The sequence below is a fragment of the Kitasatospora sp. NPDC058184 genome, from assembly GCF_042883725.1.
Classification (GTDB): Bacteria; Actinomycetota; Actinomycetes; order Streptomycetales; family Streptomycetaceae; genus Kitasatospora.
In genome coordinates, this window is sequence record NZ_JBHVVE010000030.1 from 1 (window position 1) to 26,049 (window position 26,049).

Annotated in this window: 23 protein-coding genes and 4 tRNA genes; 19 read left to right on the forward strand and 8 right to left on the reverse strand. The window is 72.9% G+C overall.

Features of this window, described 5'->3' with window-relative positions:
* Positions 1-50: 50 nt before the first annotated feature.
* The 3 genes from ACFVXH_RS36505 to ACFVXH_RS36515 form a co-directional block, all read right to left on the reverse strand.
* Positions 51-476: a DUF742 domain-containing protein gene (locus ACFVXH_RS36505; RefSeq protein WP_049658630.1), complete on the reverse strand. Its 426-nt coding sequence runs from the start codon at positions 474-476 to the stop codon at positions 51-53.
* Positions 477-636: 160 nt separating this feature from the next.
* Positions 637-1,050 (reverse strand): roadblock/LC7 domain-containing protein, encoded by a 414-nt coding sequence (locus tag ACFVXH_RS36510; protein WP_030248297.1) that lies wholly within the window; start codon positions 1,048-1,050, stop codon positions 637-639.
* A 10-nt stretch (positions 1,051-1,060) separates the two neighbouring features.
* A complete protein-coding gene (locus ACFVXH_RS36515; RefSeq protein ID WP_387830457.1) occupies positions 1,061-4,873 on the reverse strand; it encodes a nitrate- and nitrite sensing domain-containing protein in 3,813 nt (1,270 codons plus the stop codon).
* Positions 4,874-5,511: 638 nt separating this feature from the next.
* On the opposite strand from ACFVXH_RS36515, the gene ACFVXH_RS36520 reads away from it, so the two are divergent.
* From ACFVXH_RS36520 to ACFVXH_RS36570, 11 genes are all read left to right on the forward strand, one after another.
* Complete coding sequence (locus ACFVXH_RS36520; protein WP_049658602.1) at positions 5,512-5,730, forward strand: hypothetical protein; 219 nt, start codon at positions 5,512-5,514, stop codon at positions 5,728-5,730.
* Positions 5,731-5,963: 233 nt separating this feature from the next.
* Positions 5,964-6,764: a fumarylacetoacetate hydrolase family protein gene (locus ACFVXH_RS36525; RefSeq protein WP_375877277.1), complete on the forward strand. Its 801-nt coding sequence runs from the start codon at positions 5,964-5,966 to the stop codon at positions 6,762-6,764.
* Positions 6,757-8,256 carry a glutamate--tRNA ligase gene (gltX, locus tag ACFVXH_RS36530; RefSeq protein WP_074001506.1) on the forward strand — a complete coding sequence of 500 codons (1,500 nt, stop codon included), beginning with the start codon at positions 6,757-6,759 and terminating at the stop codon, positions 8,254-8,256. Before ACFVXH_RS36525 ends, gltX begins: the two co-directional genes overlap by 8 nt.
* Positions 8,257-8,543: 287 nt before the next feature.
* Positions 8,544-8,615 (forward strand) — tRNA-Gln (locus ACFVXH_RS36535).
* Positions 8,616-8,651: 36 nt separating this feature from the next.
* Positions 8,652-8,724, forward strand: a tRNA-Glu gene (locus ACFVXH_RS36540).
* A 27-nt stretch (positions 8,725-8,751) separates the two neighbouring features.
* Positions 8,752-8,824, forward strand: a tRNA-Glu gene (locus ACFVXH_RS36545).
* 49 nt (positions 8,825-8,873) lie between these two features.
* A tRNA-Gln gene (locus tag ACFVXH_RS36550) sits at positions 8,874-8,948 on the forward strand.
* A 410-nt stretch (positions 8,949-9,358) separates the two neighbouring features.
* Entirely contained in the window at positions 9,359-10,783 is a 1,425-nt protein-coding gene (gene leuC / locus ACFVXH_RS36555; RefSeq protein ID WP_387830460.1) for a 3-isopropylmalate dehydratase large subunit, read from the forward strand.
* 3 nt (positions 10,784-10,786) lie between these two features.
* On the forward strand, positions 10,787-11,383 hold the full coding sequence (leuD, locus tag ACFVXH_RS36560) for a 3-isopropylmalate dehydratase small subunit (RefSeq protein ID WP_049659169.1): 597 nt from the start codon (positions 10,787-10,789) through the stop codon (positions 11,381-11,383).
* A gap of 182 nt (positions 11,384-11,565) precedes the next feature.
* Positions 11,566-11,913 carry a hypothetical protein gene (locus tag ACFVXH_RS36565; protein WP_380744013.1) on the forward strand — a complete coding sequence of 116 codons (348 nt, stop codon included), beginning with the start codon at positions 11,566-11,568 and terminating at the stop codon, positions 11,911-11,913.
* A gap of 133 nt (positions 11,914-12,046) precedes the next feature.
* Positions 12,047-12,823 carry an HU family DNA-binding protein gene (locus tag ACFVXH_RS36570; protein WP_074001508.1) on the forward strand — a complete coding sequence of 259 codons (777 nt, stop codon included), beginning with the start codon at positions 12,047-12,049 and terminating at the stop codon, positions 12,821-12,823.
* 236 nt (positions 12,824-13,059) lie between these two features.
* Here ACFVXH_RS36570 and ACFVXH_RS36575 read toward each other — a convergent pair whose 3' ends face one another.
* Together ACFVXH_RS36575 and cofC are read right to left on the reverse strand one after the other, a co-directional pair.
* On the reverse strand, positions 13,060-13,281 hold the full coding sequence (locus tag ACFVXH_RS36575; protein ID WP_030257846.1) for a hypothetical protein: 222 nt from the start codon (positions 13,279-13,281) through the stop codon (positions 13,060-13,062).
* 97 nt (positions 13,282-13,378) lie between these two features.
* The gene (gene cofC / locus ACFVXH_RS36580; RefSeq protein ID WP_387830463.1) at positions 13,379-14,071 is read right to left on the reverse strand and encodes a 2-phospho-L-lactate guanylyltransferase; all 693 of its coding nucleotides are present in this window, start codon (positions 14,069-14,071) and stop codon (positions 13,379-13,381) included.
* A 219-nt stretch (positions 14,072-14,290) separates the two neighbouring features.
* Here cofC and ACFVXH_RS36585 point away from each other — a divergent pair, with 219 nt between their 5' ends.
* The 3 genes from ACFVXH_RS36585 (at position 14,291) to ACFVXH_RS36595 (ending at position 17,354) form a co-directional block, all read left to right on the forward strand.
* Entirely contained in the window at positions 14,291-15,121 is an 831-nt protein-coding gene (locus ACFVXH_RS36585) for a 1-acyl-sn-glycerol-3-phosphate acyltransferase (protein WP_049656319.1), read from the forward strand.
* Positions 15,118-16,119: an NAD(P)H-dependent glycerol-3-phosphate dehydrogenase gene (locus ACFVXH_RS36590; RefSeq protein ID WP_074001509.1), complete on the forward strand. Its 1,002-nt coding sequence runs from the start codon at positions 15,118-15,120 to the stop codon at positions 16,117-16,119. The genes ACFVXH_RS36585 and ACFVXH_RS36590 overlap by 4 nt, the downstream gene beginning before the upstream one ends.
* Positions 16,120-16,208: 89 nt before the next feature.
* Positions 16,209-17,354, forward strand: a complete 1,146-nt coding sequence (locus ACFVXH_RS36595; protein WP_387830465.1) for a D-alanine--D-alanine ligase family protein — start codon at positions 16,209-16,211, stop codon at positions 17,352-17,354.
* Between the two features lie 66 nt (positions 17,355-17,420).
* On the opposite strand, the gene ACFVXH_RS36600 is transcribed toward ACFVXH_RS36595, so the two are convergent.
* Positions 17,421-17,939: a DUF3515 family protein gene (locus ACFVXH_RS36600; protein WP_079271902.1), complete on the reverse strand. Its 519-nt coding sequence runs from the start codon at positions 17,937-17,939 to the stop codon at positions 17,421-17,423.
* 83 nt (positions 17,940-18,022) lie between these two features.
* Entirely contained in the window at positions 18,023-18,256 is a 234-nt protein-coding gene (locus ACFVXH_RS36605; RefSeq protein WP_049656326.1) for an Lrp/AsnC family transcriptional regulator, read from the reverse strand.
* 207 nt (positions 18,257-18,463) lie between these two features.
* Between ACFVXH_RS36605 and ACFVXH_RS36610 the strand changes: the two genes are divergently transcribed.
* From ACFVXH_RS36610 to thiD, 3 genes are all read left to right on the forward strand, one after another.
* Positions 18,464-19,429 carry a thiamine-phosphate kinase gene (locus ACFVXH_RS36610; protein WP_049656327.1) on the forward strand — a complete coding sequence of 322 codons (966 nt, stop codon included), beginning with the start codon at positions 18,464-18,466 and terminating at the stop codon, positions 19,427-19,429.
* 159 nt (positions 19,430-19,588) lie between these two features.
* Positions 19,589-20,614: an ATP-dependent 6-phosphofructokinase gene (locus ACFVXH_RS36615; protein WP_387830468.1), complete on the forward strand. Its 1,026-nt coding sequence runs from the start codon at positions 19,589-19,591 to the stop codon at positions 20,612-20,614.
* Positions 20,615-20,637: 23 nt separating this feature from the next.
* Complete coding sequence (thiD, locus tag ACFVXH_RS36620) at positions 20,638-21,435, forward strand: bifunctional hydroxymethylpyrimidine kinase/phosphomethylpyrimidine kinase (protein WP_049656332.1); 798 nt, start codon at positions 20,638-20,640, stop codon at positions 21,433-21,435.
* Positions 21,436-21,617: 182 nt separating this feature from the next.
* On the opposite strand, the gene rpmB is transcribed toward thiD, so the two are convergent.
* The gene (rpmB, locus tag ACFVXH_RS36625; protein ID WP_014138233.1) at positions 21,618-21,803 is read right to left on the reverse strand and encodes a 50S ribosomal protein L28; all 186 of its coding nucleotides are present in this window, start codon (positions 21,801-21,803) and stop codon (positions 21,618-21,620) included.
* A gap of 298 nt (positions 21,804-22,101) precedes the next feature.
* On the opposite strand from rpmB, the gene ACFVXH_RS36630 reads away from it, so the two are divergent.
* Together ACFVXH_RS36630 and recG are read left to right on the forward strand one after the other, a co-directional pair.
* Positions 22,102-23,733 carry a DAK2 domain-containing protein gene (locus ACFVXH_RS36630; RefSeq protein WP_117489652.1) on the forward strand — a complete coding sequence of 544 codons (1,632 nt, stop codon included), beginning with the start codon at positions 22,102-22,104 and terminating at the stop codon, positions 23,731-23,733.
* 56 nt (positions 23,734-23,789) lie between these two features.
* A complete protein-coding gene (recG, locus tag ACFVXH_RS36635; protein ID WP_074001511.1) occupies positions 23,790-26,009 on the forward strand; it encodes an ATP-dependent DNA helicase RecG in 2,220 nt (739 codons plus the stop codon).
* Positions 26,010-26,049: the final 40 nt, after the last annotated feature.

A 26,049-nucleotide genomic window follows, 5' to 3' on the forward strand; every position in this document is an offset into this window, starting at 1 on the left:
CCGCGACGACGATCTTCGCGGAGGTGGTGGCGCGGGTGGGGGCGGCCGCGTTAGAGCTTGCGAAGTCCACTGAGGACCCTTTCGAGCAGCGTGACATCGGGCGTTCCGCCCGACTCGCCCGCGGCGGCGGGCTGGTGGATGGCGACGAGACCGGCCTCGGCAAGGTCGGCGACGAGGATGCGGGCGACACCGAGCGGGACGCCGGCCAGTGCGGAGATCTCCGCGATGGACTTGACCTCGCGGCAGAGGCTGACGATCCGGGCGTGCTCGGGCAGCAGCCCGCCGGCCCGGTCGGCCGAGCCGGTGGTGGAGATCAGGGCCTCGATGGCGAGCTGGTACCGGGGGCGGGTCCGTCCGCCGGTCATCGCGTACGGGCGGACCAGCGGCTGCTGCTCGTAGCCGTCGGACTGCTGCCCGCCGTAGCCGCTGCCGTACCCGTTGCCGTACGGGCCGGCGGGTGTCGAAGGCGGGGTCATGGGTCCTCCTAGTGCTGCAGCCTTGGGCAGCCGGTTCCAGCTGGGGCGGTGCCAGCTGAGGCGGGATCAGCTGCCTGAGGGTAGCTGAGGGTGTGGCGCCGGGTCCGGTCGGGTCGGACCCGGCGCGGTCGGGACGGTGGGTGAGCCGCGCGGGTCCCGGTCAGTGCAGGAGACTGCCCTGGAGTTCCGCGCGGAGTGCGGGGGTGAGGACGGCGCCGGCGCGGTCGACGAGCAGGGCCATCTCGTAGCCGACGAGGCCGATGTCGGAGTCCGGCGCGGCCAGGACGGCGAGTGCGGAGCCGTCGCTGACGGCCATCAGGAACAGGAAGCCCCGTTCCATCTCGACGACGGTCTGGTTGACCTCGCCGCCCTCGAAGATCCGGCTGGCGCCGGAGGTGAGGGAGGTGAGGCCGGAGGCGACGGCGGCGAGCTGGTCGGCGCGGTCCCGGGGGAAGCCCTCGGACATGCACAGCAGGAGGCCGTCCGCGGAGACCACCACGGTGTGGGACACCCCGGGGGTGTTGTCCACGAAATTGGTGATCAGCCAGTTCAGGTTCTGTGCGGCCTGGCTCATCTGGTTCAACTCAACGCTCCTGGTGATCTGCGCCGTTGCCGTCGCTCCGGCCACCGAAACTATCGAATCCGGGCTGCTGGGCACCATGCTGGTGGCCCGCCTGGTTGGCGGCCTGCTCGGCCCCGGCGCGGCGGCCCTGCTGGATGCCGCGGCGCAGGTTGGTCAGTCGGCCGCGGACCTCCTCGGGGGCCCGGGAGACCTGCGGGCCGGTCAGCGGCGAGGCCTCGGCGGTGCCGGAGACCAGGTTGGCCTGCGGGGTCCGCCGGGGCAGGCCCGACATGGTGACACCGCTGGTCGAGGGCTCGCGGATCTGCTCGGCGCGGCGCCAGCGCTCGTCGTTCGCGGACGGACGCCACGGCGCGTCGCCGGTGCCCGGCTGCGGCTGGCCCTGCGGCTGCTGCTGGTTCTGCTGCGGCTGGCCCTGCGACTGCTGCGGGGCCTGCTGCTGCGGAGCCGGCTGGGGAGCCCGCTGCTCGTCGGCCGACGGCTGGAACTCCGGTGCGGCGGTGCCGGGGCGGCGCGGCTGGTACGGCCGCGGCCGCGCCTGCTGCGAGCCGTCGGACTGCGGGAACCAGGGCTGCTCCTCGCCGCCCGGTCGGCCCGCGGCCTCGGACGGGCCGGTCGGCAGCGCCATCGGCTCCTGGTGCGGCAGCGGCAGCGGCTGCGGCTGCGGGGCCTGCTCCTGGCGCACCGGCTCCGGACGCGGCGGGTTCGGCACGTTCGGCAGCACCGGCTCGACCAGGCCGAGGCCCAGCGGGTCGCGCGGGTCGATCTGGCTGGCCTCGAAGCGCGGACGGGCGAACTGCTGGGTGCTCTCCACCGGCGCCGGCTCGGCCGACGGCAGCGGCTGGGGCTGCTGCTGGGCCTGCGGCGGCAGCTGCGGCTGGCGGTCGCGCTGCGGCGCGTCCGGGCCGGGGCGCTGCGGACCGCGCGGGCCCTGGGCGGCGGGCCGGCCGGGGGCGCCGGGGCCCTGCGGGGCCGGACGGCGCTGCGGCAGGCCGTCCTGCGGACGGTTGCCCGGACGGGCACCCTGCTGCGGCGCGCCGGGGCCACCGGGACCGCCGGGGCGGCCGTGCTGCGGCTGCTCGCCGGTCCGGGCACCCGGACCGCCGTCGAACCCGCCGGCGGGACGCGGACGTTCCTGGCCGGGCCGACCGGGCAGGCCGGGCTGGGACTGACCGGCCTGCGGCTGGCCCTGCTGCGGCTGACCGGGCTGACCCGGCTGACCCGGCTGGCCGGGCTGCTGCTGACGGCCGCGGCGGGGCAGGCCGTTCGGGCCGCTCTGCGGCGGGCCCTGGTGACCCGGGGCGCGCTGCGGCAGACCGCCCTGCTGGGCCTGCTGCGGAGCCTGCTGGTTCTGCTGCTTCTGCGGGGCCTGCTGCTTCTGCTGCGGCTGGGCGGGCCGCTGGCCCTGGCCCTGCTGACCGCCGCCTTGCGGGGCGGGGTTCTCCCGCAGCGACTGGCCGACCTTGCGGGTCGGCAGACCGCCGCCGGACGCACCCGGACCGCCCGGCGCACCGGGACCGCCCGGCGCACCCGGACCGCCCTGCGGACCGGGACCGGTCGGAGCGCCCGGACCGCCCTGGCCGAGCTGCGGACGGCCGCCCTGCGGGGCACCGGCGGCCGGACCGCCCTGGCCGAGCGCGGCCGGACCGTTCTGGCGGCCGGGCGGCACCTGGCGCTGCTGGCGCGGCGTCGGGGTGACCCCGCGCTGCTGCTTGCCCTGGCCGGAGCCGGGCCGGCCGGCGCCGCGGCGGTCGCCCGAATTGGTGACGTCCACCGGGAGCATGACCAGCGCGGTGGTGCCGCCGGAGTCGCTGGGGCGGAGCTGGATGCGGATGCCGTGTCGCAGGGACAGGCGGCCGACCACGAAGAGGCCCATGCGGCGGGAGACCGAGACGTCCACCGTCGGCGGGTTGGCGAGGCGCTCGTTGATCTCGGCGAGGTCGTCGGGGCTCAGGCCGATGCCGGTGTCGTGGATCTCGACCAGGACGCGGCCGTCCGGCAGCGCGTGGCCGGTGACCCGGACGCGGGTCTGCGGGCTGGAGAACGAGGTGGCGTTCTCCAGCAGCTCGGCGAGCAGGTGGACGAGGTCGTTGACGACGCGGCCGGCGACCTCGGCCGACGGCACGGCGGCGAGCTCGATGCGCTCGTACTGCTCCACCTCGGAGGCGGCGGCGCGGAGCACGTCGACCAGCGGGACGGGCCTGGTCCAGCGGCGGCCCGGGTCCTCACCGGCGAGGACGAGGAGGTTTTCGCCGTTGCGGCGCATGCGGGTCGCGAGGTGGTCCAGCTTGAAGAGGTTGGCCAGCTGGTCCGGGTCCGCCTCGCGGCTCTCCAGCTCGGAGATGAGCGACAGCTGGCGCTGGATGAGGCCCTGGCTGCGGCGCGAGAGGTTGGTGAACATCGCGTTGATGTTGCCGCGCAGGAGGGCCTGCTCGGCGGCGAGGCGGACGGCCTCGCTGTGCACCATGTCGAACGCGTGGGCCACGTGGCCGATCTCGTCGGTGGAGTCGACGGCGACCGGCTCGACCGTGGTGTCGACGTCGTGCGGGTCGGCCTCGGAGAGGGTCTTGACCAGCTCGGGCAGACGGCGCTCGGCGACGTCCTCGGCCGCGGCCTGGAGGCGGGTCAGCGAGCGCACCATCGAGCGGGCGATCAGACCGGCGCCACCGAGGGCGACGAGCAGCACCAGGGCGACCGCGACACCGATGATCAGGGCGTCGGCGTCGGCCTGGGACTGGAGGTCCTGGGCCTTTCCGTCCAGGTTCTCGATGAGCTTGGACTCGATCCGGCGCTCGGCGGTGATCTTGGAGCTGGCCTTCTCGTACCAGTCCTTGTAGCTGACCGCCTCGGTCTGGCGGATGCCGCTCTGGGTGAGGATCGTGGAGGCGTAGCGGTCGGCGTCGGCGACCACCGAGTTGTAGCTCAGCTGGCTGCGCAGGTTGTCCAGGTCGTGCGCGGTGTAGATGTTGTTGAAGCTCGCGATCGCGTTGTCGTACGAGCTGCGCAGACGGATACCGAAGGACTCGTCGCTGGGGCTGAGGTCCGGGGTCTTCGGGTTGGCGAGCGCGGCGCTGATCAGGGCCCGCTGCTGCGAGGTCGCGTTCTTCGCCAGCGAGAACTGCTGGAGCGCGCGGGTGGAGACGACCAGGTCCTTGTTGTTCGACGCGAGCGCGATGTCCTGGGTGATGGACAGCAGGTCTCGGATGATCACGTCGTAGGCGGTGATCGTCGACTGGATGTTCTGGTTGTTCTGGTACGGCAGGCTGCGGGTGTCCGCGATCGAGTTCAGGTCCTTGCGGATCTGGAGCAACAGCGCCTTGCCGCCGGACAGTTCGAGGTTCTCGAACTTGTCGGAGGACGCGGTGAAGGTGCGGCTCAGGTCGTCGGTGGACTTGCGGGCCGCGACGATGTCGTCGTCCAGCGGGGCGGTCGGGTCGTGGGTGATCGGGCCGGCGCTGATGTCGCGCTCGGTCTGCAGCGCGTCCGCGAGGTTGGTCGCCTTCTTGGCCAGGTCGGACAGGTTGGCCATCTGGGCGAGTTGCTGCGAGTTCTCCATCGAGGTCTGGATGCGCAGGCCACCGAGGACCAGCGAGACCATCACGGGGAGGGCGAGCAGCGCGATCAGTCGGGTGCGGATGCGCCAGTTGCGCATCGCGAGCCGGTTCAGACCGGTGGCGCGGCGCCTGGTCAGCGAGGTCCGGAGTTTGTCCCGGGCGGACTTCCGCTCCTGCCCGTCCTCCTCCGGTCGCCCGAGGGCCTCGGGTGTCACCGGCTCGGCCGGGCCGCCGGGGGCCGCCGCCTGTTGGGGGGCTGCCACAGGCTCGCGCGACTCCGGGTTCCCCGCGGCGCCGCTACCCCTTTTGAAACGTCCCTGCACTGGCGTCGCAACCTCTGGACCGGGCGTCCCGCCGCGTCGCCACGGCCTGGACGGTGTCGAGTTTCCATCCGCCCCCCGGCCGGTCCGGGAGAGCGGGCACCGGGGTGGACCACTCCCTACCCACGGTCCGTCGCATTCCAGCACAGCCGGGGAATCCCAACAAGGGCCGCAGGTACCGGGGGTCCGGCGCTACCGACCGCTTGTGCGATCTCACTGACTGTGCGGTAACAGGACCGGAATACCGCCTTTTTCGGACACTCGCCGGATACATGCCAAGCAGACCCGGGATCGGGAAGAGTCACAGACCTTCCGGAATGCCCCTTATCGGGTGGAATGTCGGAAAGTCCCGGAGCGACGATATGTCGGATATCTGTATTTTGCTCGTCAATTTGTGAGCAAAATCACAGTCTAATGTGTAGCTTTGGTCACGGTCTCTATGGAATGAGATCTCGTAACCTGGCTGTCTCCGGAGCACGGCCCCGATCAGCCTGCCCAGAACCCCTCCGAATCAATCGGAATCCATCAGGCCGGTGCCGATCCGCCGCGGTCGGCCAGGCCATGACCACGAGGTGCTCTCGATGTCCCAGGCGAAGAACGCCACCAAGTCCACGCTGTCCTGCCGCCCCACGGCGAACCCGCGCCGGACGACGCTGGCCTCGGTCGAGGACTTCAGCACGATCCCGGGTGCCCGCAAGCCCGAGGACGTCCTGACCTACGGCACCGAGCTGCCGGCCGCCACGGCCAACCCGCGCCGCACCCAGCTGATGGTCGCCCCGGTCGTCGTCCCGCAGGACTGACCCCGCACCGCACCGCGCCGAGGGCGCCGTCGTCACACCGGTGGCGGCGGCGCCCTCGGCGTCGCGCGGTGCGCGCTTCCGTCCCGACCGTCCTGAACAGGGGCAAAGCGGTCAGCCGGGGCCCCACGCGATAGCCTGGAGGCCGATTGACGGGGCCGCGCCCACTGCGGGCGGGAGCCCTCCAGCGCCCGGGCGCGCCCCGGGCGGCCGACGAAGCGAGGGGTAGCCCAGCCGTGCGCATTGCCAGGTTTTCCGTCCGGGAAGGGAGCCCTGCCGCCGGCAGCGTCTCCTTCGGCGTAGTGGAGGGCGACCCTTCCCGGCCCGAGTCGCTGGTCGTCCACGCGCTGGCCGGCCACCCGTTCGGCCAGCCCCAGCCCACCGGCGAGAGCTACCGCTTCCAGGACGTCCGGCTGCTCAGCCCGATGCTCCCGAACAAGATCGTGGCGGTCGGCCGCAACTACGCGGCGCACGCGGCGGAGCTGGGCAACGACGTCCCGGACGTCCCGCTCACCTTCTTCAAGCCGTCCACCTCGGTGATCGGCCCGACCGAGAGCATCGCCTACCCGCCGTTCTCCTCGGACGTCCACCACGAGGCCGAACTCGCCGTGGTGATCGGCCGGATGTGCCGCGAGGTGCCGCTGGACCGGGTGCCCGAGGTGATCCTCGGCTACACCTGCGCCAACGACGTCACCGCCCGGGACGTCCAGCAGCGCGAGGGCCAGTGGGCCCGGGCCAAGGGCTTCGACACGGCCTGCCCGCTGGGCCCGTGGATCGAGACCGACCTCGACCCGAGCGACCTCGCGATCACCTGCACGGTCAACGGCGAGCTCCGCCAGACCGGCCGCACCTCCCTGATGATCCGCTCGGTCGCCGAGTTGGTCGTCCACATCTCCGAGGCCATGACGCTGCTGCCCGGCGACGTCATCCTCACCGGCACGCCCGCAGGGGTGGGCCCCCTCAACGTCGGCGACGAGGTCGCCGTCTCCATCGAAGGCATCGGCACTCTCACCAACAAGGTGATCAAGCGTGGCTAACACTGACCCGGCCGTCCGGGTTCGCTTCTGTCCCTCCCCGACCGGCAACCCCCACGTGGGCATGGTCCGCACGGCCCTGTTCAACTGGGCCTACGCCCGCCACAACGGCGGCACGCTGGTCTTCCGGATCGAGGACACCGACTCCGCCCGCGACTCCGAGGAGTCGTACAACCAGCTGCTCGACGCGATGCGCTGGCTCGGCCTGGACTGGGACGAGGGCCCCGAGGTCGGCGGTCCGGACGCGCCGTACCGGCAGTCGCAGCGGATGGACATCTACGCCGATGTCGCCCGCCGCCTGCACGAGGCCGGCCACGCCTACCACTGCTACTGCTCCACCGAGGAGCTGGACGCCCGCCGCGAGGCCGCCCGCGCGGCCGGCAAGCCCTCCGGCTACGACGGCCACTGCCGCGAGCTGACGGAGGAGCAGGTCGCCGTCTACAAGCTGGAGAAGCGCGAGCCGATCCTGCGCTTCCGGATGCCCGACAAGACCCTCTCCTTCGACGACCTGGTGCGCGGCACGCTCACCTTCGAGCCGGAGAACGTCCCGGACTACGGCATCGTCCGGGCCAACGGCGCCCCGCTGTACACCCTGGTCAACCCGGTGGACGACGCCCTGATGGGCATCACCCACGTGCTGCGCGGCGAGGACCTGCTGTCCTCCACCCCGCGGCAGATCGCGCTGTACGCCGCGCTCGCCGAGATCGGTGTCGGCGACGGCACCACCCCGCGCTTCGGCCACCTGCCGTACGTGATGGGCGAGGGCAACAAGAAGCTCTCCAAGCGCGACCCGCAGTCCTCGCTCAACCTGTACCGCGAGCGCGGCTTCATCCGCGAGGGCCTGCTCAACTACCTGTCCCTGCTGGGCTGGTCGCTGGCCGAGGACCGCGACCTGTTCGACATGGACGAGATGGTCGCCGCCTTCGACGTCGCCAAGGTGAACGCCAACCCGGCCCGCTTCGACCTGAAGAAGTGCGAGGCGATCAACGCCGAGCACGTCCGCCGGCTGGCCCCGGAGGACTTCGTCCGCCGCCTGGTGCCGTTCCTCCAGGGCGCCGAGCTGCTGCCGGCCGAGCCCACCGCCGAGCAGCTGGACCTGCTCGCCAAGGTGGCGCCGCTCACCCAGGAGCGGATGGTCGTGCTGAGCGAGATCGTGAACATGGCCGGCTTCCTGTTCGTGGCGCCGGAGAAGTTCGCCCTCGACCCGGACGACGCCGCCAAGGTGCTGACCGCGGACTCCCGCCCGGTGCTGGAGGCCAGCATCAAGGCGCTGGAGGAGCTCGCGGACTTCACCCCGGAGCCGATCCAGGCCGCGCTGCGCGAGGCGCTGGTGGAGGGGCTGGGCATCAAGCCCAAGTTCGCCTTCACGCCGCTGCGGGTGGCCGTCACCGGCCGACGGGTCTCCCCGCCGCTGTTCGAGTCCATGGAGCTGCTGGGCCGCCCGGAGACGCTGCGACGGCTGCGTGCCGCCCTGGACGCCCTCCCGGCCGCCTGAGGCACCCTCCTGGGCGCTCGCTGACGGATCCCTGCCGGACCGGCCCTCCACGGGCCGCCGAGCAGGCCGCGGGCCCGGCCTCGTGCCGGGCCCGCGGCGTACCCGGAGGTCATCCGCAGGCCTCCCGCAGGCCGCCCGGGGTTATCGATTTTGGAGCCGGGGCCGACGTCGGGTAATGTTCTTTCTGCGCCGCCCGGGAGGGAACGGACGAGGGAACGAAAGCCCCTCGGAAGGGACCGACCGAGAGGCGTAACGCCTGAGAAGGGCCCGCAGGGGTTCAACTCTGGTGGGGTATGGTGTAATTGGCAGCACGAGTGATTCTGGTTCATTTAGTCTAGGTTCGAGTCCTGGTACCCCAGCGCAGTACGTGAGTACAGCACACAAAAGAAGATCAAGCCCCCGTTGTGTAGCGGCCTAGCACGCTGCCCTCTCACGGCAGTAGCGCCGGTTCGAATCCGGTCGGGGGTACGGATCCCGCAAGGGATCACCTGGAAAGCCCCCGTTGTGTAGCGGCCTAGCACGCTGCCCTCTCACGGCAGTAGCGCCGGTTCGAATCCGGTCGGGGGTACTTCAGAGCAGGAAGCCGGTGGGCTCGCCCATCGGCCCTTGCTTTGTGTTGGGGTATGGTGTAATTGGCAGCACGAGTGATTCTGGTTCATTTAGTCTAGGTTCGAGTCCTGGTACCCCAGCCAGAAATTGGAAAGGCCCCGGTTGCCCGGGGTCTTTTTCGTTGTGCGTCGAAGGCTTTCCGAAAGGGCCCCACCCGGTCACGGGTGGGGCCCTTTCGGCGTTCCGTGAGGCCTCCGCGCGGACTCTTCCCGGGGGTCTCCGCAGGCTCCTCCGGGCAGTCCTCGCGCAACCTCCGCCGAGCCTCCGCCGAGCCTTCGCGGGGCCCGGCCGGCCGGGGGCGGACGGGGGTGGACGGGTCGCCGCGCACTGTCCATGCGCTAAGACCGCGATCTCACTCCGCGAGACACAAGTTCAATCTCCGGCGAAAAGCGCCACTCTGGACGGGAGCGGCCCGGGAGTCTCAGGGCGGCGCACACGCTTTGACCTCGACGACACGAGAAGGCCGGCAACGCGGCCGGCTGGAGGGAATCCGATGGGACGGACACTCGCAGAGAAGGTCTGGGACGACCACGTCGTGCGGCGCGCGGAGGGCGAACCCGACCTCCTCTTCATCGACCTCCACCTGCTCCACGAGGTCACCAGCCCGCAGGCCTTCGACGGGCTGCGGCTGGCCGGCCGTACGGTCCGCCGCACCGATCTGACGATCGCCACCGAGGACCACAACACCCCCACCCTCGACATCGACAAGCCGATCGCCGACCCGGTCTCCAAGGTGCAGCTGGAGACCCTGCGCAGGAACGCCGCCGAGTTCGGCGTCCGGATCCACTCGCTCGGCGACGTCGAACAGGGCGTCGTGCACGTCGTCGGCCCGCAGCTCGGCCTGACCCAGCCCGGCATGACCGTGGTCTGCGGCGACTCCCACACCTCGACCCACGGCGCCTTCGGCGCGCTGGCGTTCGGCATCGGCACCAGCCAGGTCGAGCACGTGCTGGCCACCCAGACCCTGCCGCTGGCGCCGTTCCGGACCATGGCGGTCACCGTCGAGGGCGACCTGCCCGAGGGCGTCACCGCCAAGGACCTGATCCTGGCCGTCATCGCGAAGATCGGCACCGGCGGCGGCCAGGGCTACGTCCTGGAGTACCGCGGTTCGGCGATCCGGAGCCTCTCCATGGAGGCCCGGATGACCGTCTGCAACATGTCGATCGAGGCCGGCGCCCGGGCCGGCATGATCGCCCCGGACGAGACGACCTTCGCGTACCTCCAGGGCCGCCCGCACGCCCCGCGGGGCGAGGACTGGGACGCCGCCGTCGCGTACTGGCGGACCCTGGGCACCGACGAGGACGCGGTCTTCGACCACGAGATCTTCATCGACGCGAGCGAGCTGACCCCCTTCGTCACCTGGGGCACCAACCCGGGCCAGGGCGCCCCGCTGGGCTCGAACGTGCCGGACCCGGCCTCCTTCGCCGACCCGCAGGAGCGCCTGGCCGCCGAGAACGCCCTGACGTACATGGGCCTGGAGGCCGGCACCCCGCTGCGCGAGGTCAAGGTCGACGCCGTCTTCGTCGGCTCCTGCACCAACGGCCGGATCGAGGACCTGCGGGCCGCCGCGGCCGTCGTCGAGGGCCGCCGGATCGCCGACGGCGTACGGATGCTGGTCGTCCCCGGGTCCGTCCGGGTCGCGCTCCAGGCCGTCGAGGAGGGGCTGGACAAGGTGTTCACCGCGGCCGGCGCCGAGTGGCGCCACGCGGGCTGCTCGATGTGCCTGGGCATGAACCCCGACCAGCTCGCCCCGGGGGAGCGCTGCGCCTCCACCTCGAACCGCAACTTCGAGGGCCGGCAGGGCAAGGGCGGCCGCACCCACCTGGTCTCCCCGCAGGTCGCCGCCGCGACCGCCGTGCTGGGCCGCCTCGCGGCCCCCTCCGACCTGACCGCCGACGTCGCTCCCGTGGAGGCCTGAGCCATGGAGAAGTTCACCACCCACACCGGCCGGGCCGTCCCGCTGCGCCGCAGCAACGTGGACACCGACCAGATCATCCCCGCCCACTGGCTCAAGAAGGTCACCCGATCCGGTTTCGAGGGCGGCCTGTTCGAAGCCTGGCGCAAGGACGAGTCGTTCATCCTCAACCGGCCCGAGCGGCAGGGCGCCACGGTCCTGGTGGCCGGTCCCGAGTTCGGCACCGGCTCCTCCCGGGAGCACGCCGTCTGGGCGCTCCAGAACTACGGCTTCCACGCGGTCATCTCCTCGCGCTTCGCCGACATCTTCCGGGGCAACTCCCTGAAGAACGGCCTGCTGACGGTCGTCCTGCCGCAGGAGACCGTGGAACGGCTCTGGGCGCTCACGGAGAGTGACCCTTCGGCCGAGATCACCGTCGACCTGGAGGCGCGCGAAGTACGGGCCGAAGGCGTCACGGCGGCCTTCGAACTGGACGACAACGTCCGGTGGCGGCTGCTCAACGGGCTGGACGACATCAGCATCACGCTGCGGAACGAGGCCGACATCGCGGCCTTCGAGGAGACCCGTCCGGCCTTCAAGCCCCGTACTCTGCCGGTCGCCTGAGTTCCCCTCAGAACAAGCATTCTGACGATCCACCGCGTGGCCCGTGCCCCCCTCGGGGGGGCCGGGCCATCCGTCGTTCCGGAGCACGAGTTAGCGCCGGGGCCCGCCCCGGATTGCCCATTTGGCTTTGCGGAAGAGGGGCCCGCGCAAGTACAACTGCGGGTAGATGGCACAATCAGTACATGCACCGGCACCATGAACCTCCGTACGCGGGCGGCGAACCCGCGACTGAGGACTCCATGGGCCGGCCATCCGAACGCCGAATTGACGACCGGCCGGACGTCACCTCCGCACCAGCTGAGGGGCCGGACGACCAGGAAGTCGTAGCGCTCTACGCGCTTGTGGCCGAGCGGTTGAAGCAAGCTCACGCCCGCGTGCATGCGCTGAACGTGTCTGCCGATGCAAAGACCGCTCTCACCCGTCAACTCCTCATCGTCACCGAGACCGCCAAGCGCGATCTTCCGGAGGCGGCAAGGCGGTTGAGTCGCTTTGTACATGACCTCGACGAGCGGCCCCCGCCGCTCGACTGAGGTCGCCGACGCGCAAATCCATTGCGACACTAGGGTGATTCGCGCGTTTGGTAATTGAAAGTCCGCAGATACATACCTAACGTGCGAAAAGAACGGATGGAATCATCCGGCGCCCGTTTCCGAAGGGGAAGACGTGAACAAGGCTCAGCTTGTCGAAGCGGTGGCCGAGCAGCTGGGCGGTCGCAAGGCTGCCGCAGAGGCCGTCGACGCAGTGCTCGACACCATGGTCCGTGCCGTTGTGGCCGGTGACCGGGTCTCGGTGACCGGGTTCGGCACCTTCGAGAAGGTGGAGCGCTCCGCGCGCTTCGCCCGCAACCCGCAGACCGGCGAGCGCGTCAAGGTCAAGAAGACCTCGGTCCCGCGCTTCCGTCCGGGCCAGGGCTTCAAGGACCTGGTCAGCGGCAGCAAGAAGCTGCCGAAGGAAGGCCCCTCGGTGAAGAAGGCCCCCAAGGGCTCCCTCACCCCGGGCAAGAGCGGCGTGGCCGCCACCCCGGCCGCCAAGCGTGCCGCCACCAAGCGCGCCGCCGCCGCTGCCGCCGCCCCGGCCGCCAAGAAGGCCGCCGCCAAGAAGACGGCGACCACGGCCGCCGCCAAGAAGGCGACCACCACGGCCGCCGCCAAGAAGACCACGGCGACCGCCAAGAAGTCCGCCGCGAAGACCACCGCCGCGAAGACCACCGCCGCGAAGACGACGGCCGCGAAGACCACCGCCGCCAAGAAGGCGACGGCGACCGCGACCAAGGCCGCCGCCACCAAGAAGACGGCCGCCGCGAAGAAGGCGACCACCACGGCCGCCGCCAAGAAGACCACGGCCACCGCCAAGAAGGCGGCCGCCACCGCCAAGAAGACGGCGCCGGCGAAGAAGACCGCCACCCGCAAGACCACCGCGCGCAAGACCTCTGCCAAGTAAGTCCCGCGCGACCGTCTTCGGACGGCCTTCGGCCCAGAGCCGCGGCACCCCCCCTCCCGTGAATTCGCGGAGACCGGTCGCCGCGGCTCTTTCGATTTCCGGGCGCTTAGTCAGGAATCCGCGGTGTGCGTCGGCAGGGGGCGGTTCCGAGCGGGGTGGCGGGGTGCGGGCCGGTCCCCGGCGGGGCCGGTCGGGCCCGAAGGTTCCGCGGGCCTCGGCGGAGCCCGACGGGGCCGTCAGCCCTCGGCGGGGTCGGGGAAGGTCTGGAGCGTCACGAAGACCACCCGGCGGGCCTCGCCGGTGCCCTCGGTGCGGATCCGCACCCGCTGTCCGGGGCGCAGCAGCCGCAGGCCGCCGGCGTCGAAGGCGGCCGCGTCGAACGGCACCGGGGTCCCGTCGTCGAGCAGCACGGAGCCGGCCCGGGTGGCGGGGTCGAAGGTGAACGCGGTGGCCTGCATGCGTGCAGCATAGCGAGCGGCCCCGCCCGGGCCGGGGAGCAGGTCGGCGCCGGGCCGGGCGGGCTCCGGAGGGTGTCGCGGAGGGGCCGGGGCGGGTTCAGCGCAGGCTCAGGCGGGCGAACAGCGCGCTGGTGTGCGGGCCGAGGCCGAGCGCCGCGGCCTCGCCGAGGTCCGTCCCGGTGTCCACGTCCCGGCGCACCGACTCCACGTCCGGCAGGCGCAGTTCGAGCGCGCCGCCGGCCGCGTGCCGGGCCCGTGAGCCGTCCCCGAAGGCGGGGGAGAGCGGACGGCCGGGGGTGCAGGCGAGCAGGGTGGTGCCGAGGCCGGGGGAGTCCGGCAGGAAGGCCCGGCCGTCCGGCGGCACCGTGCCCAGCACCCGGGCCAGTTCGGCCGGGCGCAGCGCGGGGAGGTCCGCCGAGAGCGCCGCCAGCGGGGCCCGCGGGGCCAGGGCCAGGGCGGCCGCGGCGCCGTGCGCCAGGGCCCGGTTGAGGCCGCCGCCGGGCTCGTCGGCGACCACCAGGGCGCCGAGCGCGGCCAGCCGGGCGCCGGCCTCGGCGTCGCGGGTGACCACCAGGACCCGGTCGACGTCCGGGGTGGCCAGGGCGGCGGCGACGGTGTCCAGGGCGAAGGACAGCGCCAGGTCGGCCCGGTGCGGCCCGGCGTACGGGGCCAGTCTGCTCTTCGCCAGGGCGAGCGGCTTGAGCGGGAGCACCAGCGACCAGCCGGCCGTGGGTGCGGGGGGCGCGACGGGCTCACTGGGGCGTACGGTGTCCTGGGTCACCGGCGTCATTCTGGCGCCGGTCCCGGAGCCCTCGCCAGGCCGTTCGAGCTGTGCGGACGTGCGTTTGATCACGCCCGCCGGGCGGGTTGGCGCGGTTGCTCGACAGCCGGTGAGCGGGCGGGCGACACTGTTCCGCGCCCGTGGCCCGGGCACCGGCGGAAGCGGTGCGCGGCACCGGGACACCATGACCGCGGTAATCCGTGCCGCATCGGATGAGAAGGAGCTGGGGTGGCCCGCCGCTCGTACGCCAAGTTCGGCAACGCCGACTACGGCATCTGGTACCGCTTCGCGGCCGTGCTGGTGAAGCCGGTGACGACCGCCCTGGTGAAGCCCGACTGGCGGGGCTGGGAGCACGTTCCGAGGAACGGCGGCTTCATCGCCGCGGTGAACCACAACTCGATCATCGACCCGGTGATCTACGCGCACTGGCAGTACAACAGCGGGCGTCCGCCGCGCATTCTCGGCAAGTCCTCGCTGTTCTCCGTCCCCTTCATCGGGTTCATGCTGCGCAAGACCGGCCAGATCCCGGTGTTCCGCGAGTCCACCGACGCCGCGCAGGCGTTCCGGGCCGCGATCGATGCGGTCAACGGCGGCCAGTGCGTGCAGTTCTACCCGGAGGGAACGCTCACCCGGGACCCCGACCTGTGGCCGATGACCGGCAAGAGCGGGGTCGCCCGGGTCGCGCTGATGACCGGTGCGCCGGTCATCCCGGTCGCGCACTGGGGCGCCCACGAGATCATCCCGCCGTACGGCCGGCCCGGTTTCGGGAAGGGCCGGTTCAACCTGTTCCCGCGGCACCGGGTCACCGTCGCGGCCGGGCCGCCGGTGGACCTGAGCCGGTACCAGGGGCAGGAGCTCACCGCCCAGGTGCTCGCCGACGCGACCGAGGACATCATGACGGCGATCACCGCCGTGCTGGCCGAAGTCCGGGGCGAGGAGCCGCCGGCCGAGCGCTACGACATGCGCAAGGCCGCCCGGGAGCGCGCCGCGGCCGCGCTGGCCGAGCGCCGGCGCGCCAAGGGCGAGCCGGGCAAGGGCACCGAGGAGGCCGGCAAGTGACCCGTTGCGCCGTGATGGGAACCGGCTCCTGGGGCACCGCGTTCGCGATGGTGCTCGCCGACGCGGGCTGCGAGGTCGTGCTCTGGGCCCGCCGCCAGGAGCTGGTGGACGCCGTCAACTCCACCCACGAGAACCCGGACTACCTGCCGGGCGTCCGGCTGCCCGACACCGTCCGGGCCACCACCGACGCCGCCGAGGCGCTGGCCGGCGCCGACTTCGCGGTGCTCGTGGTGCCCTCGCAGACGCTGCGCGACAACCTGGCCGCCTGGACGCCGCTGATCGAGCCGCAGACCGTGCTGGTGAGCCTGATGAAGGGCATCGAACTCGGCACCGCCAAGCGGATGAGCGAGGTGATCGACGAGGTCACCGGGGTCGGTCAGGAGCGCGTCGCGGTGGTCAGCGGGCCCAACCTGGCCAAGGAGATCGCCAACCGGCAGCCCGCGGCCAGCGTGGTCGCCTGCTCCGACGAGGCGGTCGCCAAGCGGCTCCAGGCGGCCTGCCACACGCCGTACTTCCGGCCGTACACCAACACCGACGTGGTGGGCTGCGAACTCGGCGGCGCGGTCAAGAACGTGATCGGCCTGGCGGTCGGCATGGCGGCCGGCATGGGGCTGGGCGACAACACCAAGGCGACGCTGATCACCCGCGGGCTGGCCGAGACCACCCGGCTCGGCGAGGTGCTGGGCGCGGACCCGCACACCTTCGCGGGGCTCGCCGGGATGGGCGACCTGGTGGCCACCTGCTCCTCGCCGCTGTCCCGCAACAACACCTTCGGCATGAACCTGGGCCGGGGCATGACGCTGGAGGAGGCCCGCGCGGCCACCCGGCAGACCGCCGAGGGCGTCAAGTCCTGCGAGTCGGTGCTGGACCTGGCCCGGCGCAACGGGGTCGACATGCCGATCGTCGAGGCCGTGGTGGACGTGGTGCACAACGGGCGGCCGACCCAGGAGGCGCTGCAGGCGCTGATGTCGCGTTCGGCCAAGCCGGAGCGGCGCTGACCCGAGCGGCGCTGACCGGAGCGGCGGCGCCGAGGGTGCGGCGCCGCTGACTTCCCGGAAGGGCCTCGCACGGTAGTCTCAAACCCGATATGAGCATCGAACAGTCCTCCCCGAACCGGTCCGACCGGAAGCCGCGCGTCGCGCTGGTCTTCGGCGGGCGCAGCTCCGAGCACGCGATCTCGGTCTCCACCGCGGGCAGTGTGCTCAGGGCGATCGACCGCGACAAGTACGACGTGCTGCCGATCGGCATCACGCACGAGGGCCGCTGGGCGCTGACCAGCGACGAGCCGGCCCGGATGGCCATCACCGACGGGAAGCTGCCGGACGTGGCGCACGTCGCCGAGGGCGTCGACGGCCAGGTCGCGCTGCCGGTCGCCCCGGGCGACCGCGAGGTGGTCCTGACCGAGCCGGGCAGCGCCCCCAAGGCCCTCGGCGAGGTCGACGTGGTCTTCCCGCTGCTGCACGGCCCGTGGGGCGAGGACGGCACGCTCCAGGGCCTGCTGGAGCTCTCCGGCGTCCCGTACGTCGGCAACGGCGTGCTGGCCAGCGCGGCCGGCATGGACAAGGAGTTCGCCAAGCGGATCCTCGCCTCGCACGGTCTGGACGTCGGCCGCTACACCATCGTGCGGCCGCGCGACTGGGAGACCGAGGCGGGCCGCGCGGCGGTGCGCGAGCGGGCCGCCGAGCTGGGCCTGCCGCTGTTCGTGAAGCCCTGCCGGGCCGGCTCCAGCATCGGCATCACCAAGGTGAAGGACCTGGCCGACCTCGACGCGGCGATCGAGGAGGCCCGCCGGCACGACCCCAAGCTGATCATCGAGGCGGGCGTGACCGGCCGCGAGATCGAGTGCGGCGTGCTGGAGTTCGAGGACGGCCCGCGGGCCAGCGTGGCCGGCGAGATCCTGGTCGGCGAGGGCTTCGACTTCTACGACTTCGAGGCCAAGTACATCGACTCCTCGGACGTGAAGATCCCGGCGGACCTCACCGCCGCGGAGCTCGCCGAGATCCGGCGCCAGGCGGTCGAGGCCTTCGAGGCGCTCGGCTGCGAGGGCCTGGCCCGGGTGGACTTCTTCCTGCTGGAGGACGGCACCTGGATGATCAACGAGATCAACACCATGCCCGGCTTCACCCCGATCTCGGCCTTCCCGAAGATGTGGGAGGCCAGCGGGGTCTCGTACCCGGAGCTGATCGACCGGCTGCTCGCGACGGCGCTGCGGCGCTCGACCGGGCTCCGCTAGCGGACGCGCGGAGGGCGGGCCGGGAGCTTCCCGGCCCGCCCTCGGTGCGTCGGGGACCCGTTCGGCTCAGCCCGGGACGTTGGCCTTGACCGCGCCGCTCAGGGCGGCCGCCGGGTCGAAGGGGTTCTTCGCGGCCCCGGCCGGGACGGTCACCTCGACGTAGGCGGCGCGCATGGTCGTCACGAAGCGGTAGCCGCCGTCGGCGAGCTTCTGCGACCACCAGGTGACGTCGTCGACGCTCGGGGACCAGTCCGAGGCGTGGTCGCCGTCCAGCTCCTCCGGCCGGTCGATGCCGCAGCGCAGCACCGTCCGGGGCGAATCGCCCCAGCCGGCCACGTACGGCGAGGCGGGCGACGGGTCCCGGCGGGCGTGGCCGAGCAGGTCGGCGGGCAGCGCGGCGGCGAGCGCCCGGCAGTACCCGGCCGCCCGGCCGGTCGGCTGCGGGACCTCGACCGCCGGATCGGCCGGGCTCCAGCTGCCGACCAGCGCGACGACGGCGCAGGTCAGGGCGACGGGCAGGGCCAGCCAGCGGACCGGGGCCGGCAGGGCGGTCAGCGCCTCGGGGACGCGCAGTTCTCTGGCCACCCGCCGATGGTAGCCGGGGCCCGGACGGCCGGTACGGGCCGGTGCGCCGGCTCACGGGCACACCGGCTCACGGGTGCACCGGCCTACAGGTGCACCACGGGACAGGTGAGCGTGCGGGTGATGCCGTCGACCTTCTGGACCTGGGCCACCACCATGCGGCCCAGCTCGTCCACCGTCTCGGCCTCGGCCTTGACGATCACGTCGTAGGGGCCGGTGACGTCCTCGGCGCTCAGGACGCCGGGGACCCCGGCGATGGTCCGGGCCACGGCGGTGGCCTTGCCAACCTCGGTCTGGATCAGGATGTATGCCTGTACCACGGGGACCTCCCGGCGGCCGGTTAGGGGGGATAGCCGCCGTGATCGCCCGGTCAGGTGTGTGGGTGGGTGGGCTCACCGGCAGTCTGATCACCACGCTACCGCGCTGCGGGCCGGGGAGGGGAGACCTCGATGCTCCCGAAGGGCGTACGCTGCGCGCGGGGGAGCGCGACGGGGACCGAATCGGATGGAAACGCGAGAGGACGGCAGATGCAGGGGACCGTGGGCGAGCTCGGCGAGTTCGGCCTCATCAGGGAGCTGACCGCCCGGGTACCGCTCACCGATGCCGTCGACCTCGGCCCGGGTGACGACGCCGCGGTGGTACGGGCTCCGGACGGCCGGGTGGTGGCGACCACGGACGTCCTGATCGAGAACCGGCACTTCCGCCGGGACTGGTCCACCGCCTACGACGTGGGCCGCAAGGCCGCCGCCCAGAACCTCGCCGACGTGGCCGCGATGGGGGCGGTGCCGACCGCCATCCTGCTCGGCCTGGTCGCCCCCGCGGACCTGCCGACCACCTGGGCCACCGAGTTGATGGACGGGCTGCGCGACGAGTGCCAGGTGGCCGGGGCGACGGTGGTCGGCGGCGACGTGGTGCGCGGCGACACCGTCACGCTGGCCATCACGGCGCTCGGGGACCTCCAGGGGCGGGCGCCGGTGACGCGCTCCGGCGCGCAGGTCGGCGACGTGGTCGCGGTGACCGGCTGGCTCGGCTGGTCGGCCGCCGGCCTGACCGTGCTCCAGCGCGGCTTCCGCTCCCCGCGCGCCTTCGTCGAGGCGCACCGCCGGCCCGAACCGCCGTACCACGCGGGCCCGGCGGCGGCCGACCTGGGCGCGACCTCGATGGTCGACGTGAGCGACGGGCTGGTCGCCGACCTCGGCCACGTCGCCCGGGCCAGCGAGGTGGACATCGACCTCAAGGCCGCCGACTTCGACGTCCCGGCGCAGATGGCCGACATCGGCCAGGCGGTCGGGGTGGACCCGCTGGTCTGGGTGCTCTCCGGCGGCGAGGACCACGCGATCGTCGCCACCTTCCCGCGCGGGATCCAACTCCCGGCCCGCTGGCGGGTGGTGGGCGAGGTGACCGGCCGCCCGACGGGCAGCCGCAGCGGCCGGGTGACGGTCGACGGCGCGCCCTGGGACCGGGTCGGCGGCTGGGACCACTTCGCCGAGTAGCGCGCGGCCGCGCGCCGATCCCCGTACGGCGGGCGGCGCGTGACGCTCCGGTGCGCGGGGGACGGGCTTCGCGGGTGCGTTGTGCGTAGGCTTGCGACACCCCGGCCCGCCCGTCCGGCGCGGGCGGCCCGAACCACTGCGAGCGGGAGCACACCACAGATGCGCATCGGTGTACTGACCAGCGGCGGCGACTGCCCCGGCCTCAACGCGGTGATCCGCTCGGTGGTGCACCGGGGCACCGACGTCCACGGGGACGAGATCGTCGGCATCCTGGACGGCTTCCTCGGACTGATCGAGGGCCGCACCCGGACGGTCACGCACGACGACGTCACCGGCCTGCTCACCCTCGGCGGCACCATCCTGGGCTCGGCCCGGGTGCGGCGGGACCGGATCGCCTGGGCGGTGGAGAACGCCAGGACGCTCGCCCGGGAGATCGGCATCGACGCGCTGATCGCGATCGGCGGTGAGGGGACGCTGACCGCCGCCAAGCTGTTCAGCGACGCCGGACTGCCCGTCGTCGGGGTGCCGAAGACCATCGACAACGACATCGACGCCACCGACGTGACCTTCGGCTTCGACACCGCCGTGCACGTCGCGACCGAGGCGATCGACCGGCTGAAGACCACCGCCGAGTCCCACCAGCGCGTCATGGTGGTCGAGTTGATGGGACGGCACACCGGCTGGATCACCCTCACCGCGGGCATGGCGGGCGGCGCGCACGGCATCCTGATCCCGGAGAAGCCCTTCGACATCGAGGCGGTGGCCCGGATAATCGAGGACCGCTTCGCGCGCGGCAAGAAGTTCGCCATCATCGCCGTCGCCGAGGGCGCCTCCCCGGTGCCCGGCACCATGCGCTTCGACCACGGCGAGGTCGACCAGTACGGCCACCGGACCTTCGGCGGGATCGGCAACCGGCTCGCCCACGAGCTGGAGGACCTGCTCGGCAAGGAGGCCCGCCCCGTCATCCTCGGCCACGTCCAGCGCGGCGGCACCCCGACCGCCCGGGACCGGGTGCTCGCCACCCGGTTCGGCTGGCACGCGGTGGAGGCCGTCCACCAGGGGGCGTTCGGGTACTTCACCGCGCTGCGCCGGACCGGCATCGAACTGCTGCCGATCGGCGACGCGGTGACCCGGCTGAAGACGGTGCCGGAGGACCGCTGGGCGGAGTCCGAAGCGGTGCTGTGAAACGGCGCGGGTAGGTTGGGGCCATGGCTTCGACTGCTCCCCCCCGCGTGCTCACCGTCGCCGGCTCCGACTCCGGCGGCGGCGCCGGCATCCAGGCCGACCTCAAGGCGATGCTCGCCCTCGGCGTCCACGGCATGAGCGTGATCACCGCCGTCACCGCGCAGAACTCGCTCGGCGTCCAGGGCTACTGGGAACTGCCCGCCGAAGCCGTCCGGGCGCAGTTCCGCAGCGTGGTGGACGACATCGGGGTGCAGGCCGTGAAGACCGGGATGCTCGCCTCGGTCGAACTCGTCGAGACCGTCGCCGAGCTGCTGGCCGGGGTGGACGCCCCGGTGGTGGTCGATCCGGTCGGGGTCTCCAAGCACGGGGACGCGCTGCTGGTCGCCGAGGCCGTCGCCACCGTCCGCGAGAAGCTGCTGCCGGTCGCCACCCTGGCCACCCCCAACCTGCACGAGGTGACCCAGCTCACCGGGCTGGCCGTCGAGGACGAGTCGCAGATGCTGGACGCCGCCAAGGCGCTGGTCGACCTCGGGCCGCGCTGGGCGCTGGTCAAGGGCGGCCACCTGCCGGGCGAGGCCGCCGACCTGCTGTACGGCGGACCGGACGAGGTGCACTGGTTCCGGGCACCGCGCTACGACAACCGCCACACCCACGGCACCGGCTGCACGCTGGCCAGCGCGATCGCGGCCGGCCTGGCCAAGGGCGAGCCGCTGCCGCTGGCGGTGGCCTCGGCCAAGGAGTACATCACCGGCGCGATCGCCGGGGGCTTCGCCCTGGGCGCCGGCATCGGCCCGGTCGACCACGCCTGGCGCTGGCGCTAGCGGAGGCCCGGAACGTCCGGAACATCCGGAACGTCCGGAAAACAGCGGTGGGCGGACTCCTCAGAGGAGCCCGCCCACCACGGTCACGTCCGGAAATCGGCGCAACCGGCCACGGAAACAGTGGAGCCGGCCCATCCGAGGATGAACCGGCTCACTGGAGGACCGGCATGCCGGTCTGCGCGTCAGCGCGAGACCTTACCGGCCTTGATGCACGAGGTGCAGACGTTGAGCCGCTTCGGCGTCCGCCCAATCACAGCGCGCACCGTCTGAATGTTGGGGTTCCAACGACGGGGGGTACGGCGGTGAGAGTGGGAGATGCTGTTGCCGAAGCCCGGCCCCTTGCCGCAGACGTCGCAGTTGGCAGCCACAGGAGTCACTCCAAGACTTCAGATCAGATACTTTCGAAAACCCCACTCAGCCACCAGAACACTCGCGTGAACCAGACCGGACAAGGGGGTGAGCCTGGACGGTTCCAGGCAACCGGAAGAGCATACAACGCTTGCTTCCGTCCCACGAAACTACCATGACCGGCCGAGTGATCGCTCCTGCCCGCCGGACCGGACGGCCCTCCCCGCCCCCCGATAACCTGCCGGTATCACCCCTTGCCGCCGCCCGGCCCGCGTCACCGCCCCGGGCCGCCGCGGCGTCCCGTCCGGAGGAGACCTGGTGCTGCACACGCTCGACGCCCCGGCCGTGCGCACCTGGTGCCAGCTCGCCCTGCGCGCGCTCGGCCAGGCCCGCGAGGAGATCGACGCGCTCAACGTCTACCCCGTCCCGGACGGCGACACCGGCACCAACCTCTACCTGACCGTCGAGTCCGCCGCCGCCGAGGTGGAGAGCCGCTTCGCCGACCCCGCCGCCGACCCGGCCCCCGGGCTGGCCGAGACGGTCCGGGCGATGGCCCGCGGCGCGCTGGTCGGCGCCCGGGGCAACTCCGGGGTGATCCTCGCCCAGTGGCTGCGCGGCACCGCCGAGACGCTCGCCGAGGGCGGCGGCGCCGAACAGCTGCGGGCCGCCCTGCAGCGGGCCGCCGACTCCGCCTACCAGGCCGTCGCGGAGCCCGTCGAGGGCACCCTGCTGACCGTCGCCCGGGTCGCCGCCCGGGAGGCCCACCGGGCCGGGGGCGGGCTCGCCCAGGTCGCCGACACCGCCTACCGGGCCGCCCGGGACGCGCTGCGGCACACCCCCGAGCAGCTCGCCGTCCTGGCCGAGAACGGGGTGGTGGACGCCGGCGGGCGCGGCCTGGTGGCCGTCCTCGGCGCGCTCGCCGACGCCGTCGCCGGGCAGCAGCCGATGGGGCCGGTCGCGCTGCGCGGGGACGTCCGGGCCGTGGAGAGCTGCGAGACGCACCTGCGGCCGCCCGGCCCCGGCCACCCCGCCTTCGAGGTCATCTACCTGCTGGACGCCCCCGACGAGGCGCTGCCCGCGCTGCGCGAGCGGCTCGGCGGGCTCGGCGACTCGCTGGTGATCGGCGGCGGCGACGGCCTGTGGAACGTGCACGTCCACGTGGACGACGCGGGCGCCGCCGTGGAGGCCGGGGTCGGCGCCGGGCGCCCGCACCAGATCCGGATCACCCACTTCGCCGAGGCCGCCGCCCGCTCCGGCACCGCCGCCGAGCGCGGCGAACGCGAGGAACGGGCCCGCGCGGTGCTCTCGGTGGTCTCCGGCGGGGGCCTGGCCGAGCTCTGCGAGCAGGCCGGAGCCGTCGTCCTGCACGCCGACCCGGACCGCCCGCCGGCCAGCGCCGAGCTCGCCGACGCGGTGCGCCGCTCGGCCGCCCGCGAGGTCGTCCTGCTGCTCAACGACCCCGAGCTGCGCGCCGCCGCCGGGGCCGCCGCCGACCAGCTGCGCGAGGAGGGGGTGCGGATCGCCGTCCTGCCCACCCGCTCGCCGGTGCAGGGGCTGGCCGCGCTCGCGGTGCACGAGGGCGGCCGCCGCTTCGACGAGGACGTCGTCGCCATGACCTCCGCCGCCGGCGCCACCCGCTACGCGGAGCTGGCCGTCGCCGAGGGGGAGTCCTGGACGATGGCGGGGGTCTGCCAGGCCGGGGACGTGCTCGGGCTGATCGACGGCGACGTCGCGGTGATCGGCGCCGGGCTGGCCGAGGTCGGCGAGAGCGTGCTGGACCGGATGCTCGGGGCCGGCGGCGAACTCGTCACCCTGGTCCTCGGCGGCGGCACCGACGAGGCGCTCGCCCACCGGCTGGTCGCCCACGTCCGGCACCGCCGGCCCGAGGTGGACGCGGTGGTCTTCCACGGCGGGCAGGAACCGGCACCGCTGCTCATCGGGGTGGAGTAGGGGCGGGGGCCGCCCTTGGCCCGGTTTGTCGGCCCGGTGGTGTAAACAAGGCGCTGATGGGCGCTCTCGATGAACCACTGACCAAGCTCGTCGGCGACCGCACCGCGAAGGTGCTCGCCGACAGCCTCAAGCTGCGCACGGTCGGGGACCTGCTGCACCACTACCCGCGCCGCTACGTCGAGCGCGGCCAGCTCACCAGCCTGGACGAGCTGGAGGTCGACGAGCACGTCACCGTGCTGGCCCGGATCGAGAAGGTCACCCTGATCCCGTTCCGCGGCCGCAAGGGCGACCGGCTGGAGGTGGTCGTCACCGACGGCCGCAGCCGGCTCTCGCTGGTCTTCTTCAACCAGGGCTGGCGGCAGAAGGAGCTCAGGGCCGGCGCCCAGGGCCTGTTCGCGGGCAAGGTCGGGGTCTTCAACCGGACCCGCCAGCTGGTCTCGCCGGACTACCAGCTGCTCGACGAGGACGCCGGCTCCGACGCCGCGCGGCAGTTCGCCGGCCGGCTCATCCCGGTGTACGGCGCCAGCGCGCAGATGCCCAGCTGGAAGCTGTCGATCTGCGTCGAGACGGCACTCACCAAGCACCTCGGCGACGTCGGCGAGCCGCTGCCCGCCGAACTGCGCGAGCGGCACGACCTGATCCCGCTGCCCGAGGCGCTGGAGCTGATCCACCGTCCGCGCGGCCACGCCGACCGCGAGCGCGCCCAGAGCCGGCTGCGCTGGGACGAGGCCTTCGTGCTCCAGGTCGCCCTCGCGCAGCGCCGGGCCGCCGACTCCGCCCTGCCCGCCAAGCCGCGCGCGGCCCGCGAGGGCGGCCTGCTGGACGCCTTCGACGCCCGGCTGCCGTTCACCCTCACCGAGGGGCAGCGGAAGGTCTCCGCCGAGATCGCCGCCGACCTCGCCACCGACCACCCGATGCACCGCCTCCTCCAGGGCGAGGTCGGCTCCGGCAAGACCCTGGTCGCGCTGCGCGCCATGCTCGCCGTGGTGGACGCGGGCGGCCAGGCGGTGCTGCTGGCGCCCACCGAGGTGCTCGCCCAGCAGCACCACCGCTCGGTCGTCGAGATGATGGGGGACCTCGCCGAGGGCGGCATGCTCGGCGGCTCCGACCTCGGCACCCGGGTGGTGCTGCTGACCGGCTCGATGGGCGTCCCGGCCCGCCGCCAGGCGCTGCTCGACATGGCCTGCGGGGACGCCGGGATCGCCATCGGCACCCATGCGCTGATCGAGGACAAGGTGCAGTTCCAGGACCTCGGCCTGGTCGTGGTGGACGAGCAGCACCGCTTCGGCGTCGAGCAGCGGGACGCGCTGCGGGCCAAGGGCGAGCAGCCGCCGCACCTGCTGGTGATGACCGCCACCCCGATCCCTCGCACCGTCGCGATGACGGTCTTCGGGGACCTGGAGACCTCCGTCCTGGACCAGCTGCCGGCCGGCCGCTCGCCGATCTCCACCCACGTCGTCCCGGCGCTGGAGAAGCCCAACTTCCTCACCCGGGCCTGGGAGCGGGTCCGCGAGGAGGTCGCCAAGGGCCACCAGGCGTACGTGGTCTGCCCCCGGATCGGGGACGAGGAGCCGGCGGCCGACCCGAAGAGGAAGAAGCGCAAGGCCGCCGAGGACGGCTTCGAGGAGGTCGCCGACGCGGGCGCGGAGAGCGACGAACGGCGGCCGCCGCTCTCGGTGGTGGAGACGGCCGAGAAGCTGGCGAAGGGCCCGCTGAGCGGCCTGCGGGTGGAGATCCTGCACGGCCGGCTCGCGCCGGAGGCCAAGGACGAGGTGATGCGCCGCTTCACGGCCGGCGAGGTGGACGTGCTGGTCGCCACCACGGTGATCGAGGTCGGCGTCAACGTCCCCAACTCCACCGCGATGGTCATCATGGACGCCGACCGCTTCGGCGTCTCCCAGCTGCACCAGCTGCGCGGCCGGGTCGGCCGCGGCAGCGCGCCGGGCCTGTGCCTGCTGGTCAGCGAGATGCCCGCGGGCAGCGCCGCGCGGGCCCGGCTGGACGCGGTGGCGGGCACCCTGGACGGCTTCGAGCTGTCCCGGATCGACCTCGAACAGCGCCGCGAGGGCGACGTGCTGGGCCAGGCCCAGTCCGGGGTGAAGTCCTCGCTCAAGGTGCTCTCGGTGCTGGAGGACGAGGAGGTCATCCTCACCGCCCGCACCGAGGCCACCCGGCTGGTCGCCGAGGACCCGGACCTGGCCGCCCACCCGGAGCTGCGCACCGCGCTGGAGAGCCTGCTCGACGAGGACCGCGCGGCCTACATGGAGAAGGGCTGAGCCGCCTCCGGACGGGCCGCGCGGCCCCGGAATTGTCAGA